Origin of the sequence: Pseudomonas sp. efr-133-TYG-23 (assembly GCF_030209215.1) — a bacterium.
Taxonomy (GTDB): domain Bacteria; phylum Pseudomonadota; class Gammaproteobacteria; order Pseudomonadales; family Pseudomonadaceae; genus Aquipseudomonas; species Aquipseudomonas rhodesiae.
Genome location: NZ_JARVSL010000041.1, coordinates 97224 through 112568 on the forward strand (window position 1 = coordinate 97224; position 15345 = coordinate 112568).

Here is a 15345-nt window from a genome sequence, read left to right on the forward strand (position 1 = left end):
GAAACATGAAAAGCACAACCATCCGCCGCTGGTCCTTCGTCCACACCTGGACCAGCCTGATCTGCACGGTGTTCCTGCTGCTGCTCGCCCTCACCGGCCTGCCGCTGGTGTTTCACCACGAGATCGACCATCTGCTGGGCAACGAACCTCAGCTCCAGCAGATGCCGGCCGATACGCCGCGATTGAACCTGGAACAACTGGTGAACAAGGCCCTGGCCCATCGCCCCGGAGAGGCCCTGCAATACCTGGCCTGGGATGAAGACGACCCGAACGGTGTGATCGCGATCATGGCCGCCACCGCCGGCACGGAGCCAAACGCGTCCCACACCTTCATGCTCGATGCGCGCAGCGGCGACGCGCTGGAGATGCCCTCAGCCAATGGCGGTTTCACCTTGTTTTTGCTGCGCCTGCATGTGGATATGTTCGCCGGTCTGCCGGGCAAGCTGCTGCTGGCGTTTATGGGTGTGCTGTTTATGTTGGCGATCATTTCCGGCACGGTGCTGTACCTGCCGTTCATGCGCCGGCTGAAATTCGCCAGTGTGCGCCGGGACAAAACCACCCGCCTGCGCTGGCTCGACCTGCATAACCTGATCGGCGTGGTTACGCTGACCTGGGCCCTGGTGGTGGGCGTGACCGGCGTGATCAGCGCCTGCGCCGACCTGCTCATCGCCGCCTGGCGCCAGGACAGCCTTACGGCCCTGATCGAACCGTACAAGGACGCGCCGCCGCTGACCTTACGCGCCCCAGCCAGCGAGTTGCTGAGCATCGCCGCACGCGCCGCACCCGGTATGCAGCCGGACTTTATCGCCTTCCCCGGCACGCGGTTCTCCAGCGAGCACCACTATGCGGTGTTTATGAAGGGCAGCACGCACCTGACTTCGCACCTGCTCACCCCGGTGCTGATCGACGCCAGCACCCTGCAAGTCACGGCGATTGCCGAACGGCCGTGGTACATGGACGCCATGGGCATGTCCCAGCCGCTGCACTTTGGCGACTATGGCGGCATGCCGATGAAGATCCTGTGGGCGCTGCTGGATGGGCTGACCATCATCGTGCTGATCAGCGGAATTTACCTGTGGATCGCCAAACGCAGGGCGGGCAAGGCATGAGGCCGCGCCAGTCGAGTTTCTGGAAGGTGTTCGGCATTCCGTTGGGAATCGGCCTGCTCAGCGCCGCCGGGCTGTTTGCGGCGTTACTGGGGGATGGCGGGTGGGATGCGTTGAGTTGGGTGGGGTTGGGTATACCAGCGGCCATTGGTAGTTGGGGGTTGTTCAAGGGGCGTGGCTGAGGGCCTCATCGGGGGCAAGCCCCCTCCCACACTTTGAATGTGTTCACAAATCAAAAATGGGGCTTGCCCCCGATGAGGCCCTCAACCTGCCCCTCGCCAGCCACCGCACGACCCTCTAGGCTAGCCACAGTCAATCCAGAGGAATACCCATGTCCACGCCCAGCATGACCTTGTTCCACAACCCTGCATCGCCGTTCGTTCGCAAAGTCCGCGTGCTGCTGCTCGAAACCGGCCAGCAGGACCGCGTGGCCCTGCACGCCTGCATGCCGACCCCGGTCAACCCCGATGCGCAGTTGGTCGACGGCAACCCGGTGGGCAAGATCCCGGCGTTGCGTCTGGCTGACGGCTCGGTGCTGCACGACAGCCGGGTGATCCTCGATTACTTCGACCACCAGCACGTCGGCAACCCGCTGATCCCTCGCGACGGCTCCGCACGCTGGCGCCGCCTCACATTGGCCTCGATGGCCGACGGCATCATGGATGCCGCCGTGCTGGTGCGCTACGAAACCGCCCTGCGCCCGGTAGAGAAGCACTGGGATCAGTGGCTCGACGAGCAGCGCAACAAAATCCGCCGCACCCTCGCCGAGCTGGAACAGAATGCCATCGCCGAACTGGCCAGCCACTTCGACATTGCCGCGATCAGCGTGGCCTGTGCCCTGGGTTATCTGGATTTTCGCCATCCGGATATGCAATGGCCCGTGGACAACCCACAGCTTGCCGCCTGGTATGCCGACGTCAGCCAGCGGCCTTCGATGCAGCAGACCCAGCCACCGGCCTGACCTGCACACCGACCCAATGTGGGAGCGGGCTTGCCCGCGACTGCGGTATGTCATTCAGCACATCGGTTTCTGAACCACCGCTATCGCAGGCAAGCCCAATGCCACAGTGGGCAGTGGTGACAGCAAGGAATGTGGCGATCCTTGTGGCTAACTGCGCGCCTACTTGTCGATCCTCGCGCAAGCCGATCATTGCACCGCCTCCAGATCAAACTGCAGCGGCTCGCTCGCCTTGCGCTTGCCCACCCCGTACCAGTCCAATTTGCGCGTGAGCACCATCACCGTACCCAGCAGGCCGAACAACAGCAGCGAACCCATCAGCAGCGCGTAATCCTCCGCACTCAACAACCCGTACAACAAGCCATACAACGCCGCGAGCCCCGCTGAGAACCCCAGGCCGTGGGCGACGCTGCGCAGCACATGGCACACATAGAAACCGATCAACACCACACACGCACTCGCCGAGATCAGATACGCCAGGGCAAACCCCAGGTGCTCGGACAGCGACAACAACAGCAGATAAAAGAACGCCAGCGCCACCCCCACCAGGGCGTATTGAATCGGGTGCACCGCCAGGCTCTTGAGCACTTCGAACAGAAAGAAACCGGCAAAGGTCAGGGCGATAAACAGCAGCGCGTATTTGATCGCACGATCGCTCTTGAGGTACTGGTCCACCGGGTCGATGAAGTTCACGCCGAAGCTGCGGTTGTTGAAGTCGTCACAGCCTTCACGGTCCAGGCAGGTTTGCAGGGCCTGTTCGAGGTTGGTGGAGAAGAATGAGGTCTGCCAATTGGCGGTGAAGCCTTTGTCGGTGATGTCACGCTGGGCCGGCAGGAAGTTGCCGATAAAGCTGGGGTGCGGCCAATTGGACGCCAGCGATACCTGACTGGTCTTGCCCACCGGCACCACTTGCAGTTGTTCGGTGCCTTGCAGGCGCAGGTCGAAGGCGAAGTCCACCACCGCCGGTTTTTTACTGTCCTGCTCCGGCAGCGTGACATGGACGCCCTCCCCCAGCCAATCCACTTGGGTGCCCGGCGAGAACTCCAGGCGTTGGCTGCCTAGCTCCAGCTTCAGGGCGTTTTCGATGCCACGGATATCGCTGATGCCCACCGCCAGAAACGCCGGTTCGAAGCGGTAGTCTGCGAAATTTTCGTTGATGCCCAACTGCGCGGGCAGCTCGAAGCGCCCACTGATGCGGCTATCGGCATGGAACAGCCGTGCCTGGTAAATCCCCCGAGCGCGCAGTTCGGTCTGCACCTGGCCGTCGAGTTCAAAACGGTCCGGCAGGAAATACAGGCGCCCGCGTTCTTCACGGGTTTCCTCGTAGCGCTTGTTGAGTTTTTCGTTGAGTTTCCATTCACGCACGGTCTTGCGATACGGCACCACCATGACCGGGCCGGTCAGGCGCTGGGCGAAGCTGGAACTGCGGGCGATGTCCATCACGACACCGTCGCGCAGTTGCTGGCGGTCACTGATGATGCCGTTGATCATCAACAACGGAATCAGTAACAGCAGGATCAGTAGCGCAATGGCGCCAAGTTTGAAAAGCAGGCTGCGGTTCATGGGGCTCTCCCTGTTTTGATGGGCAGAGCGTGAGCCGCGCGCGTGGGGGTTTTATGTGGGTACTGTGGAGACTGTGTGGAGATGCAGCACCACCTGCACTCCACCCGGCACATTGCCGATCAGCAACGCACCGCCGTGCAGCTTCATCACTTCTTCAACGAAGTTCAAACCCAGGCCCGTGCTCTTGCGCCCACTGGCCGGACGCGGCAATGAATAGAACCGCTCACTCAAACGCGGCAAGGCATAGTCGGGAATCGGCGCGGCCTGGTTGAACAGGGTCATCTGCACATCGTTGTGCTGGCGGCTCGCACTGAAGCGCAACGTGCCACCCGGCGGGGTGAAATCCAACGCGTTATCCAGCAAGTTGCCCAGCGCCTGGCGCAACAGGAACGGCTCGCCAAACACGTTCACATCCGCCGCAATCCCTTGCTCGACGTGTAACCCAGCGCCTTCGATGCGCGCGCATTGGGCATTGAGCACATCGCTCACCAGGGCCGCCAGCGGGATGCTCACCTGCTCTTCCAGGCCCTGGCGTTGTTCGACCTGTGCCAGGTTCAACAGGCGTTCGATCAACTGCTGCAAGCGTGCGCTTTCGCTGTCGATATTGCCGACAAAACGCTGCTGTTGCTCGCGGGTCATGTCGCCCTGCAACAGCTCCGCCGCGCCGCGAATGGCCGCCAGCGGGCTTTTCAGTTCGTGGGTCAGGGTGTGTACGTAATGTTCTACGTAGGCTTTGCCTTCCAGCTGTGTGCGCATGTGCTCCACAGCGGTGGACAGTTGCTTGAGTTCGCCGCCACGGTAGTGCGGCAGCTCGGCGCGGCGGCCCTCGCTGACGGCTTCGGCATAGGCGGTCAGACGGCGCAGGGCGGCGCTCACCCACCACGACAACAGCGCGCCGAGCAGCAAACCGAGGATGACCAGCCCGGCGCCGTACCAAAGCAGGCGCCGCTCGGTACGGTCGACATAGGGCTGCAACGAGCTGTTGGGCTTGGCCACAGTGACCACGCCGATGATCTGGCCGTTATCGCGGATCGGCGCGCCCACATGCATCACCGACGAGGTGGCGTCCTGCGGGTTACTGCGGGTGGAACGCGCGCCGTATTCGCCGCGCAGGGTCAGGTAAACGTCGTTCCACTTCGAATAGTCCTGGCCCACCGCCACGCCGCTGGAGTCGAGCAACACGGTGCCGTTGGCGTCGGTGACGTAAATTCGATGGTTAACCTGGTTTTTCGGTAGCCCCCAGATGGTCGCGCCCGGCTGACGATTGCCGTAAGCCTTGAGCAGCGCGGGCCAGTGGCTCTGGCCGAGGGTGCCGTTTTTGACGTCATCGCGCAGGATCTCGGCCAGCAGGTTGGCGGTGTCCACCAGGGTTTCTTCGGTGGATTGGCGCACGCCGGGGCGGATTTCCTTCATCACGGTGCTGAGCACGAAATAGCCGGTCAGGCCGATAAACAGCGCGTACACCAGGAACATCCGCAGCCCCAGGCGCATCAGCTGTGGCTCGGGCTGTAGCTGTAGCCGAGGCCGCGGTGGGTCTGGATCGGTTCGGCTTGGGCGGCAATGCCGCGCAATTTGCTGCGCAGGCTTTTGATATGGCTGTCGATATTGCGCTCGTAGCCGGCATCGGCAGGCACGCCCACGGCGTCGAGCAACTGTTCGCGGCTGAACACCCGCTCCGGTTGTTCCAACAGGCTCTGCAGCAGACGAAACTCATGGCGCGTCAGGCTCAAGGGCTGGCCGCGATAGGCGATCTGCATGCGCTCCAGATCCACCTGAAACAGCGCCGGCGCCACACCAGGGCCGACGCGCTTGAGGATCGCCTTGACCCGCGCCGCCACTTCCCTTGGGCTGAACGGCTTGACCACGTAATCGTCGGCGCCGATCTCCAGCCCCACGACCCGGTCGATCTCACCGTCGCGGGCACTGAGGAACATCACCGGCACTTCGCTGAAGCGGCGCAATTGCTTGCAGGTTTCAAAACCACTGATGTCCGGCAGGCCGATGTCGAGGATGATCAGGTCGGCCGGGGTCTTGCGCTGATGCTCCAGCGCCGCCTGGCCCAGGCTCAGCCAGGTGGTGCCGAAGCCCTCGCCTTGCAGGGCGAATATCAGCGTGTCGGCAATCGCCGCTTCGTCTTCGACAATCAGGATGTGGGGCATGGCAGTCCGTCAGCAGTCCGGTTTGTCGGCAGTGTACCGACGGGCCGGGTTCACCGCAGCGCCGAATTCACGCAGGGCCTTGGCACCGATCAGCAACGGGTAATTGAAGCTGCTGCGGTCGGTGAGGTTGACCTCGACGGTACGCTTGACGTTGCCCAGGCACATTTCCAGATCGATCACTGGGCGCTTGGCCACGCTGGCTTCATCTTTTTCGTCGTCTTCGTCGGCGCGGCTCTTGATCTTGCTGATGCGCGAGACTTTGTGTTCGAAGACCTTATCGGATGCGTCCTTGCCGCCCAGGCGGAAACGAACCCAGTCATCACCATCGCGGGTGAAGGTTTCGATGTCGCGGGCCGACAGCGAGGCAGTCAGCGCGCCGGTGTCCATCTTGGCCTTGAAGGTTTCGCCGATCTCCGGCAACTGGATGTATTCGTAGCGACCGTAGAGGGTCGGTTCGGCGGCCATGACCGGCAGGGCAACCAGGGCGAGGGAGGCAAGGAGCAGTTTCACGAAGTGATTCCTCGGAAAAGAAGTAGGCGGATTCTAGACCGCATAAGCGCTACTTAGTTAGATCACCCGGCGTTTTGTGATTTGGCCTCTAGACTCAAGCTGCTTATCATGGCCCGCCCACACAATTCCAAGAGTTGCTTATGCGCCGCCTGCTCACCGGCTGTTTGGTTACATTGCTGCTGTTACTCAATACGCTGGTCCTGATCGGACCGCTGATGGTGTTCGCCCTGCTCAAACTGGTGGCGCCTGGCCGCTCTCGGGACTACATGTCCTGGGCGGTGATGTGGATCGCCGAGACCTGGGCCGAGATCGACAAACTGATCTTCGCCCTGTGCATTCCGACCCAGTGGGATATCCGCGGCGGCGATGAGCTGCGCCGTGACACGTCGTACCTGGTCATCAGCAACCATCAATCGTGGGTGGATATTCCCGCGCTGATCCAGGCCCTCAACCGTCGCACGCCGTTCTTCAAGTTCTTCCTGAAAAAAGAGCTGATCTGGGTGCCCTTCCTCGGCCTGGCCTGGTGGGCGCTGGATTACCCGTTCATGAAGCGCTACACCAAAGCCTTCCTGGCCAAACACCCGGAATTGGCGGGCCAGGATTTGAAGATCACCAAACAGGCGTGCGAGCTGTTCAAGCGCCAGCCGGTGACAGTGGTCAATTACCTGGAAGGCACGCGCTTCAGCCAGGCCAAACATGCGCAGCAGGCTTCACCGTTCAAGCGGCTGCTCAAGCCCAAGGCGGGCGGTGTGGCGTTTGTGCTGGCGGCAATGGGCGAACAGCTGGATGCGATTCTCGACGTGACCGTGGTGTACCCGTCGCAGAAGATCCCGGGGTTCTGGGACTTGATCAGCGGCGCGGTGCCGAAGGTGATCATCGATATCCAGACCCGCGAGCTGGACCCGGCGTTGTGGCAGGGGGATTACGAGAACGATCCGGCCTTTCGCCAGACCGTCCAGAGCTGGGTGAACCAGCTCTGGAACGAGAAGGATGCGCGTATTGACGAACTTATCCAGTGACCTGTCGGCACCAACAACTGACGCGTGGCCGACTCACTCGGTCAGAACGAAATTGACGCATCATTATCTGCGCTAAAACCCAAGCTCCCAACGCTCCCGGAAGCTTGCGCGCCGGCGGAAACCCCAACACCGCCCTCCCCAGCTTGGCCGCTGTTTTTCATGTCAGCGAACGTCATGAAACTATCACCCTCGGCTGGCTTGTCGCAGCCGCAACCTTGTGCCGACCCGTATGTAGAAAAGGAATTAAACATGTTCTGCAGTACATTGAACTCGCTCATCGAACGGTCTCCAGAAGTGGTTGGACGTCTACCCTGATACGCCACATTCGAACGTACCAGACAGCATCGATAAGTGGATAAAGCCTTGCCGCCAGTTCCTAGCTCGGCCGAATTATCGATAGATCAAAAGGCCGCCCAACAAGGGAACGGGTCGCAAGGCGACATAAAATCAGAGCCTTTCAGTTGTCAGTGCCCCAAGCCGAGGCCAGCTTGCCCAGCACCGAACTGTTGGCGCCCTGGCTGCCCAGAAATTGCAGAATCACCGGGGCAAACTGGCCGACCATGCCACTGTCCATGCCCAAGGCGCTGAAGGCGGTGTTGAGGTCGTTGGTGTTTTTTACATTGCCGAGCAGGCCGTCCAGGCCGCTGGTCTTGCTGCCGCCGGTCTGGCCGAGCATGCCGCTCAAGGCTCCAAGGCTGCCGAGGGCATTGTTGCCCGACAACTGGTCAAGCCCTGGCACGCTCTGGCCCAACTGCGAATAATCTTTGCCGCTCAACTGATTGCGCGCCAGGCCGAGCATCGCGCCGGTGCCGCCGATGGCTTGCTCCGGGGTAACGTTCAACTGCGAGGTCAGGGTGCTCAGCAGGTCGGCCGTCTGGGACGACGGTGCGGCAGCAGCGGCTTTGTTGTTACCACCCTGCATACCCGCAATGGCATTGGCCGCGTCGCCCAGGCTGAAGCCTGCGGCCAGTGCGGGCCCGGCGGCCAACGTCATCAGGCAGGACAGGGCGAAACCGCGTGAAATCTTCATGGATACAACCTCAGGATGTAGGGGCGAAAGCAGGTTTTTGACTGGGTAACCGGTCGGTTGTTCCGAGCCAGGGAGGAACCGATCCGGCCTAAGCGAGTCCATGAACTGACTACAAAATTTGTCAGGAAGAGACTTATGACTGCGATCAAACCCCAAGTGATTGAGCACAAGCCTCCATTCTGGAGCCGCCCTCGCCTGTTCATCGGTGCCTGTGTCGTGGTGGTTGCCGGTATCGGCGGCGCGATCTACACCCAGGACAGCGTCAAATCCGCTGCCACCCTGGTGACCACCACCCAGCAGCCGGCCGCGCAAATCATGGCGCACAAAGACTACCTGGAAGTGCAACCCATCGCCGCCGCCGCCGCAGAGCCGGACAAGAGCCTGGAACTGTGGGCGATTCCCAAAGACGGCACGCCGATCTCCCTGGGCCTGTTGCCGGAGGACGGCAAAGGCATTATCGGCCTGAACCCACGCCAGCAAGCGTCCATCAGCAAACCGGTGGAGTTGATGGTGAGTTCGGAAACCAAAGGCGGCTCGGTGAGCAAACAACCGACCGGGCCCACTGTCTATCAGGGCGCACTGGCCAACCGCTGATATCCCAATACCACAAGCCAATGTGAGAGGGGGCTCGCCCCCGATGGCGTCGATTCAGTCACCTGTTTACTGACTGAATCAATACCATCGGGGGCAAGCCCCCTCCCACATTTGGCTCTTGCTGTGCCTGGGTTTTACGCCGCGCTGAACAACTTGTGCGGATCAATCACAAACTTCTTCGGCACGCCCGCATCGAACTCGCCGTAGCCCCGTGGTGCGTCGTCCAGGCTGATCACCTGCACGCCGACGATCTCGGCGATGTTGATGCGGTCCCACATGATCGCCTGCATCAGCTGGCGGTTGTACTTCATCACCGGGGTCTGGCCGGTGTGGAAGCTGTGGGATTTGGCCCAACCCAGGCCGAAACGGATGCTCAGGCTGCCCATTTTCGCGGCGGCGTCGACGGCACCCGGATCTTCGGTGACGTACAGGCCTGGGATACCGATCTTGCCCGCTACGCGCACTACGCCCATCAACGAGTTGAGTACGGTGGCCGGGGCCTCTGCCTTGACGCCATCGTGGCCATGGCCGCGCGCTTCAAAGCCCACGCAGTCGACCGCGCAGTCCACTTCCGGCTCGCCCAGCAACGCGGCGATCTGTTCGTGCAGCGGCGTATCGGTGGACAGGTCCACTACTTCAAAACCCTGGGCCTTGGCGTGGGCCAGGCGGATGGAGTTGACGTCACCGACGATCACCACTGCCGCACCCAGCAGACGCGCCGACGCAGCAGCGGCCAGGCCAACCGGGCCGGCACCAGCGATGTACACAGTGCTGCCTGGGCCAACGCCGGCCGTCACCGCGCCGTGGTAGCCCGTCGGCAGAATGTCGGAGAGGCAGGTCAGGTCGCGGATTTTCTCCATGGCCTTGTCGCGGTCCGGCAGTTTGAGCAGGTTGAAGTCGGCGTACGGCACCAGCACGTACTCGGCCTGGCCGCCAGTCCAGTCGCCCATGTCGACGTAGCCATAGGCGCCACCGGCACGGGCCGGGTTGACGGTCAGGCACACGCCGGTGTGTTGCTCTTTGCAGGAACGGCAGCGCCCGCAAGCCACGTTGAAGGGGACGGAAACCAAGTCGCCGATTTTCAGGTTTTCGACGTCGCTGCCCTTCTCGATCACTTCACCGGTGATTTCGTGACCGAGCACCAGGCCGGTCTGGGCAGTGGTACGGCCGCGCACCATGTGTTGGTCGGAGCCGCAGATATTGGTGGAGACCACGCGCAGGATGACGCCGTGCTCGATCTTCCTGCCACGGGGGTCCTGCATTTTGGGATAGTCGATTTTCTGTACTTCGACCTTGCCGTTGCCGAGATACACGACACCACGATTACCAGACATGTCAGTCACCTCTATATTTATCGTTGTTGAGAGAGTGGAGCGAGCTTCAAGCGGCAAGCTACCAGCCGCAAGAAGTGTGCAGTGCCGCTTTTTCCTGCGGCTTGAAGCTTGCAACTTGCCACTAAAGAACGACCGTCCTGTTAGCGTTCAAGAACACACGTTTTTCGATGTGATACCCAACCGCCCGGGCCAGTGTCAGCCCTTCGATATCGCGGCCCTTGGCAATCAAATCCTCGGGATAGTGGCTGTGATCCACCACCTCCACGCCCTGGGCGATGATCGGGCCTTCGTCCAGGTCGTTGTTGATGTAATGCGCAGTGGCGCCCACCAGTTTCACGCCCTTGTTGTACGCCTGGTGATACGGCTTGGCGCCCTTGAACCCCGGCAGCAATGAGTGGTGAATGTTGATGGCCTTGCCATCGAGCTTGCGGCACAGCTCCGGCGACAGCACTTGCATATAGCGCGCAAGAATCACCAGTTCGGCACCGGTGTCTTCCACCACTTGCCACACCTGACGCTCCTGGGACGGTTTGTCGTTGGGGTCGAGGGGGAAATGGTAGTAGGGAATCTGATGCCAGTCGGCCAATGGCTTGAGATCGGGGTGGTTTGACACCACCGCCACCACGTCCATCGACAATTGGCCGATACGCTGGCGGTACAGCAGATCGTTCAAGCAGTGATCGGCCTTGGACACCATGATCACTACCTTTGGCCGGTAGTTCGGTGCCGTCAGCTCGAAGATCATGCCAAACGCTTCGCCCCGCGCAGCCAGCCCATCGCGAAAGGCTTGCTCGTCGAACCCGTCGGGCTGGCGGAATTCCACGCGAATGAAAAACCGGCCCGAGAGGCGGTCATCGAACGAATGGTGCTCGGTGACGTAGCAGCCCTGCTCGAACAGGTAGCGGGTGACCGCGTCCACCGTGCCGAGCACGCTGGGGCAGTCGGCGGTCAAAATCCATGTATCGGGTGCGCGGCTCATGGGTTATTCCTCAGGCTTGGACACTCAGGCCGAATTCCGCCGAGGCATCCTGCAACCACAGCCACCAGTAATCCGAGAAGCTGCGACGGATCACCAGCTCCCAGGTGTCTTCGGCGGTATGGCGGATCACCAGTTGCGACTTGGCGAACACCGTGCCTACCGCTTTGCCCACTGGGAAATTATTGGGGTGCACGTCGTAGCTGGTGGATTTCATCAGCACATCGCGCACGTTCGGGCCGCTGAGTTCGAGGATCTGCTGGCCGCCGCTGACGTTGACCACCTGAATATGCAGGTCGCCCAGCGCGGCACGCAGGTTCTGCTCTGCGGCGAATTCCTCACCGCTCGGCACCACCAACAGCCACTCATCCGGGCCGAGCCATTGCAGGCTGGTTTCGCCTTTGACAATAACTTGCAGGGCGCCAGGCAATTCGATGCCCAGGGCCTTATGCACGCCGGCGGCGAACGCGGCATCGTGGCCATCGCCACGAATGGTCAGGTGGCCGAGCAGTTTCTTTTCGCGCACGGTCACACCGGCGTTCTTGCGGCCCTTACCGACCAGGCTGGCGAGGTCGGCATGGTGCAGCGACGACTCGGCCTTGGCACCGGTAGTGGGGCGTTGTTGGTACACATTGGCTGCTGTCATAAAGCACCTGTTCTGAATTCTGTTGTGTGGCTACTGGCGTCATCGGGAGCAAGCCCCCTCCCACAGGGGAATGCATTCCAAATGTGGGAGGGGGCTTGCTCCCGATGGCCGCGCCTCGGTCTATCAAATGTTCTGGCGATCACCTTTCGGGTCGAAGAACACCGAAGACACAATCTCAGCCTCGATCACGCTGCCATCGGCCTGGGGCGAGAACACCCGTTCGCCGATGCGCTTCAAGCCGCCTTTCACCACGCCCATGGCAAACGAATAGCCCAGGGAGTTGTGCGCGTAGCTGGAGGTGACGTGACCAACCATCTTCATCGGGATCGACTGCTTCGGATCGAGCACCAGTTGCGCGCCCTCCGGCAGCCACACCTTAGGATCAATCGGCTTGAGGCCCACCAGTTGCTTGCGCTCTTCGCGCACGCAGTCTTCACGGTTCATGCCGCGCCAGCCGATCCACGAGAACGGTTTGGTACGGCCAACGCACCAGCCCATGTTGAGGTCGTCCGGGGTCATCGAGCCGTCGGTATCCTGGCCGACGATGATGAAGCCCTTCTCGGCCCGCAGTACGTGCATGGTTTCGGTGCCGTACGGAGTCAGGTTGTACTTCTTGCCGGCGGCGACAATCTGTTCCAGCACGCCCATGGCGTAGTCGGCCTGCACGTTGACTTCGTACGACAGCTCACCGGTAAACGAAATGCGGAACACCCGCGCCGGCACACCGCCCACCAAACCTTCTTTCCAGGTCATGAACGGGAAGCCGTCCTTGTCCAGGTCGATGTCGGTGACTTCCGCCAGCAGCTTGCGGCTGTTGGGGCCGGACAGGGTCATGGTTGCCCAGTGGTCGGTGACCGAGGTGAAGTACACCTTGAGGTCCGGCCATTCGGTTTGCTGATAGATTTCCAGCCACTGCAGCACGCGGGCGGCGCCGCCGGTGGTGGTGGTCATCAGGAAGTGGTTGTCGGCCAGGCACGCGGTCACGCCGTCGTCGAAGACCATGCCGTCTTCCTTGCACATCAGGCCGTAGCGCGCCTTGCCCACGTCGAGCTTGGTCCAGGCGTTGGTGTAGATGCGGTTGAGGAACTCACGGGCGTCCGGGCCCTGGATGTCGATCTTGCCGAGGGTGGACGCATCCAACAGGCCGACGCTGTCGCGCACGGCCAGGCATTCGCGTTTCACCGCGGCGTGCAGGTCTTCACCGTTGCGCGGGAAGTACCAAGGACGTTTCCACTGGCCGACGTCTTCGAACTCGGCGCCATTCTTGACGTGCCACGCGTGCAGCGCGGTGTAGCGCACGGGTTCGAAGATATGCCCACAGTGCCGGCCCGCTACGGCGCCGAAGGTGACGGGCGTGTAGTTGGGGCGGAACATGGTGGTGCCCATCTGCGGGATGGTCACGTTCAGCGAGCGCGCAGCGATAGCCAGGCCGTTAACGTTGCCCAACTTGCCCTGGTCGGTGCCGAAGCCCAGCGCGGTGTAGCGCTTGACGTGCTCGACCGACTCGAAGCCTTCGCGGGTGGCCAGTTCGATGGCGGCAGCGGTAACGTCGTTCTGCAGGTCGACGAATTGCTTCGGCGCCCGTGCGGTCGCTTTGTCGTGCGGCACCTGGTAGATCGCCAGGGTAGGTTCTTCCAGACGGCTCAGGGCCTTTGGCAGAGTGCCTTCCACCGGCGCGAAACCGGCTTCGCTGGCGGCGCGCACGCCCCCTTCGAAACCATCGGCCAGGGAATCGCCGAGGCCGTAGACGCCGTTGATACCACCGACGCACACGCGTTTCTGCGGCGCTTCGCCAGGGACGAAACCAAGAATGTCTTCACGCCAGATCGGCTTGCCGCCCAGGTGCGAAGCCAGGTGAACCACCGGGCTGTAGCCGCCGGAGCTGGCCACCAGGTCGCAGTCCAGCCACTCGCCGGGGCTGGTGACTTTATGCGCCTTGACGTCAATCGCGGCGACACGCGCAGCGGTCACGCGCTTGGTGCCACGGGCTTCGACCACGGCGCTGCCGGTGAGGATGCGGATACCTTTGGCGCGAGCTTCTTCCACCAGCGCACCGCGTGGGTTGTGGCGCACATCGGCGACGGCCACCACGGCCAGGCCGGCGTCGAACCAGTCCAAGGCCACGCGGTAGGCGTGATCGTTGTTGGTCGACAGCACCAATTTTTTACCCGGTGCCACGCCGTAACGGCGCACGTATGTGGAGACCGCACCGGCGAGCATGTTGCCCGGCACGTCGTTGTTGCCGTACACCAGCGGACGCTCGCACGCGCCGGTGGCCAACACCACGCGTTTGGCACGCACACGGTGAATGCGCTGGCGCACCACGCCGATCGGCGCACGGTCGCCGAGGTGATCGGTGAGGCGCTCGTGAATGGTCAGGAAGTTATGGTCGTGGTAGCCGTTGACCGTGGCGCGGGGCAGCAGCACCACGTCCGGCAGGCTTTTCAATTCGGCGATCACACTGGCGACCCACTCGCTGGCGGGCTTGCCGTCCAGGCTTTCGCGGGAGTCGAGCAACGAACCACCGAACTCTTCCTGCTCATCGGCGAGGATCACGCGGGCGCCGCTACGCGCAGCCGCCAGCGCCGCCGCCAGCCCGGCAGGGCCTGCGCCCACCACCAGCACGTCACAGTGACGGTTGAAGTTGTCGTAGGTGTCCGGATCGTTCTCGGTCGGCGAGCGGCCCAGGCCGGCGGCCTTGCGGATGTACTTCTCGTAGGTCATCCAGAACGATTGCGGGTACATGAAGGTTTTGTAGTAGAAACCCGGCGGCATCAGCTTGCCGCCGACCTTGCCGAGAATGCCCATCATGTCGTTGTTGACGCTCGGCCAGCCGTTGGTGCTGGTGGCGACCAAACCTTGATACAGCGCCTGTTGTGTGGCGCGTACGTTAGGAATCTGGGTGGCTTCGGTCGCGCCGATCTGCAGCACTGCGTTCGGCTCTTCGGCACCGGCGGCAAAGATGCCGCGAGGGCGCGAGTACTTGAAGCTGCGGCCAATGATATCGACGCCGTTGGCCAGCAACGCGGCGGCCAGGGTGTCGCCTTCGAAGCCTTTGTAGGTCTGGCCGTTGAAGCTGAAGGTCAGGACCTTGTTACGGTCGATCCGGCCACCGTTGGACAGGCGATTGATCTGGCTCATACCTTCTCTCCAGAAGCCTTGGCGGTGAATTGCGGCTTCTCGCCAATCTTGTAGGTTTCAAGAATTTCGTAGGTCACGGTGTCGCGGGTCGCGTTGAAATACTGGCGGCACCCGGCGGCGTGAATCCACAACTCGTGGTGCAGGCCACGGGGGTTGTCGCGGAAGAACATGTAGTCGCCCCACTGCTCGTCGGTGCAGGCGTTCGGGTCTAGCGGGCGCGGGATGTGCGCTTGGCCGGACGCGTGGAATTCCTCTTCGGAGCGCAGTTCGCCACAGTGAGGACAGAAGATATGCAACATAGGGAATTTC

16 protein-coding genes are annotated in these 15345 nt (G+C 61.9%); 5 read left to right on the top strand and 11 right to left on the bottom strand.

The window, feature by feature from the left end; genetic code table 11:
• Positions 1 to 5: 5 nt before the first annotated feature.
• The 3 genes from QRN41_RS24465 (at position 6) to QRN41_RS24475 (ending at position 2067) form a co-directional block, all read left to right on the top strand.
• On the top strand, positions 6 to 1109 hold the full coding sequence (locus QRN41_RS24465; protein ID WP_167417647.1) for a PepSY-associated TM helix domain-containing protein: 1104 nt from the start codon (positions 6 to 8) through the stop codon (positions 1107 to 1109).
• Entirely contained in the window at positions 1106 to 1288 is a 183-nt protein-coding gene (locus QRN41_RS24470; RefSeq protein ID WP_034101129.1) for a hypothetical protein, read from the top strand. The genes QRN41_RS24465 and QRN41_RS24470 overlap by 4 nt, the downstream gene beginning before the upstream one ends.
• Positions 1289 to 1437: 149 nt before the next feature.
• Positions 1438 to 2067, top strand: coding sequence for a glutathione S-transferase N-terminal domain-containing protein (locus QRN41_RS24475; RefSeq protein ID WP_167417648.1), 630 nt, complete (start codon positions 1438 to 1440; stop codon positions 2065 to 2067).
• A 186-nt stretch (positions 2068 to 2253) separates the two neighbouring features.
• On the opposite strand, the gene creD is transcribed toward QRN41_RS24475, so the two are convergent.
• From creD to rloA2, 4 genes are read right to left on the bottom strand one after another with little or no spacing between them, the layout of a single operon-like run.
• On the bottom strand, positions 2254 to 3627 hold the full coding sequence (creD, locus tag QRN41_RS24480) for a cell envelope integrity protein CreD (protein ID WP_034101132.1): 1374 nt from the start codon (positions 3625 to 3627) through the stop codon (positions 2254 to 2256).
• A gap of 51 nt (positions 3628 to 3678) precedes the next feature.
• The gene (creC, locus tag QRN41_RS24485; RefSeq protein ID WP_167417649.1) at positions 3679 to 5118 is read right to left on the bottom strand and encodes a two-component system sensor histidine kinase CreC; all 1440 of its coding nucleotides are present in this window, start codon (positions 5116 to 5118) and stop codon (positions 3679 to 3681) included.
• Complete coding sequence (creB, locus tag QRN41_RS24490) at positions 5118 to 5786, bottom strand: two-component system response regulator CreB (protein ID WP_034101136.1); 669 nt, start codon at positions 5784 to 5786, stop codon at positions 5118 to 5120. The genes creC and creB overlap by 1 nt, the downstream gene beginning before the upstream one ends.
• 9 nt (positions 5787 to 5795) lie before the next feature.
• Positions 5796 to 6296, bottom strand: a complete 501-nt coding sequence (rloA2, locus tag QRN41_RS24495; RefSeq protein ID WP_034101138.1) for a retropepsin-like aspartic peptidase RloA2 — start codon at positions 6294 to 6296, stop codon at positions 5796 to 5798.
• Between the two features lie 140 nt (positions 6297 to 6436).
• On the opposite strand from rloA2, the gene yihG reads away from it, so the two are divergent.
• Positions 6437 to 7315: a 1-acylglycerol-3-phosphate O-acyltransferase, YihG family gene (gene yihG, locus QRN41_RS24500; protein WP_034139590.1), complete on the top strand. Its 879-nt coding sequence runs from the start codon at positions 6437 to 6439 to the stop codon at positions 7313 to 7315.
• A gap of 41 nt (positions 7316 to 7356) precedes the next feature.
• Here yihG and QRN41_RS24505 read toward each other — a convergent pair whose 3' ends face one another.
• Together QRN41_RS24505 and QRN41_RS24510 are read right to left on the bottom strand one after the other, a co-directional pair.
• Entirely contained in the window at positions 7357 to 7593 is a 237-nt protein-coding gene (locus QRN41_RS24505) for a hypothetical protein (RefSeq protein WP_123479312.1), read from the bottom strand.
• A gap of 179 nt (positions 7594 to 7772) precedes the next feature.
• The gene (locus QRN41_RS24510) at positions 7773 to 8345 is read right to left on the bottom strand and encodes a DUF2780 domain-containing protein (RefSeq protein WP_167417650.1); all 573 of its coding nucleotides are present in this window, start codon (positions 8343 to 8345) and stop codon (positions 7773 to 7775) included.
• Positions 8346 to 8480: 135 nt separating this feature from the next.
• Here QRN41_RS24510 and QRN41_RS24515 point away from each other — a divergent pair, with 135 nt between their 5' ends.
• Positions 8481 to 8939, top strand: a complete 459-nt coding sequence (locus QRN41_RS24515; RefSeq protein ID WP_034139593.1) for an anti-sigma factor — start codon at positions 8481 to 8483, stop codon at positions 8937 to 8939.
• Between the two features lie 134 nt (positions 8940 to 9073).
• Here QRN41_RS24515 and fdhA read toward each other — a convergent pair whose 3' ends face one another.
• The 5 genes from fdhA to QRN41_RS24540 all read right to left on the bottom strand — a co-directional run bounded on the left by fdhA (position 9074) and on the right by QRN41_RS24540 (position 15335).
• A complete protein-coding gene (gene fdhA, locus QRN41_RS24520) occupies positions 9074 to 10273 on the bottom strand; it encodes a formaldehyde dehydrogenase, glutathione-independent (RefSeq protein ID WP_017530750.1) in 1200 nt (399 codons plus the stop codon).
• Positions 10274 to 10394: 121 nt separating this feature from the next.
• Complete coding sequence (purU, locus tag QRN41_RS24525) at positions 10395 to 11252, bottom strand: formyltetrahydrofolate deformylase (RefSeq protein ID WP_167417651.1); 858 nt, start codon at positions 11250 to 11252, stop codon at positions 10395 to 10397.
• 10 nt (positions 11253 to 11262) lie between these two features.
• Complete coding sequence (locus QRN41_RS24530; RefSeq protein ID WP_024077781.1) at positions 11263 to 11895, bottom strand: sarcosine oxidase subunit gamma; 633 nt, start codon at positions 11893 to 11895, stop codon at positions 11263 to 11265.
• A 123-nt stretch (positions 11896 to 12018) separates the two neighbouring features.
• Positions 12019 to 15036: a sarcosine oxidase subunit alpha gene (locus QRN41_RS24535; RefSeq protein WP_034101146.1), complete on the bottom strand. Its 3018-nt coding sequence runs from the start codon at positions 15034 to 15036 to the stop codon at positions 12019 to 12021.
• Positions 15033 to 15335 (bottom strand): sarcosine oxidase subunit delta, encoded by a 303-nt coding sequence (locus QRN41_RS24540; protein ID WP_003194855.1) that lies wholly within the window; start codon positions 15333 to 15335, stop codon positions 15033 to 15035. The genes QRN41_RS24535 and QRN41_RS24540 overlap by 4 nt, the downstream gene beginning before the upstream one ends.
• Positions 15336 to 15345: the final 10 nt, after the last annotated feature.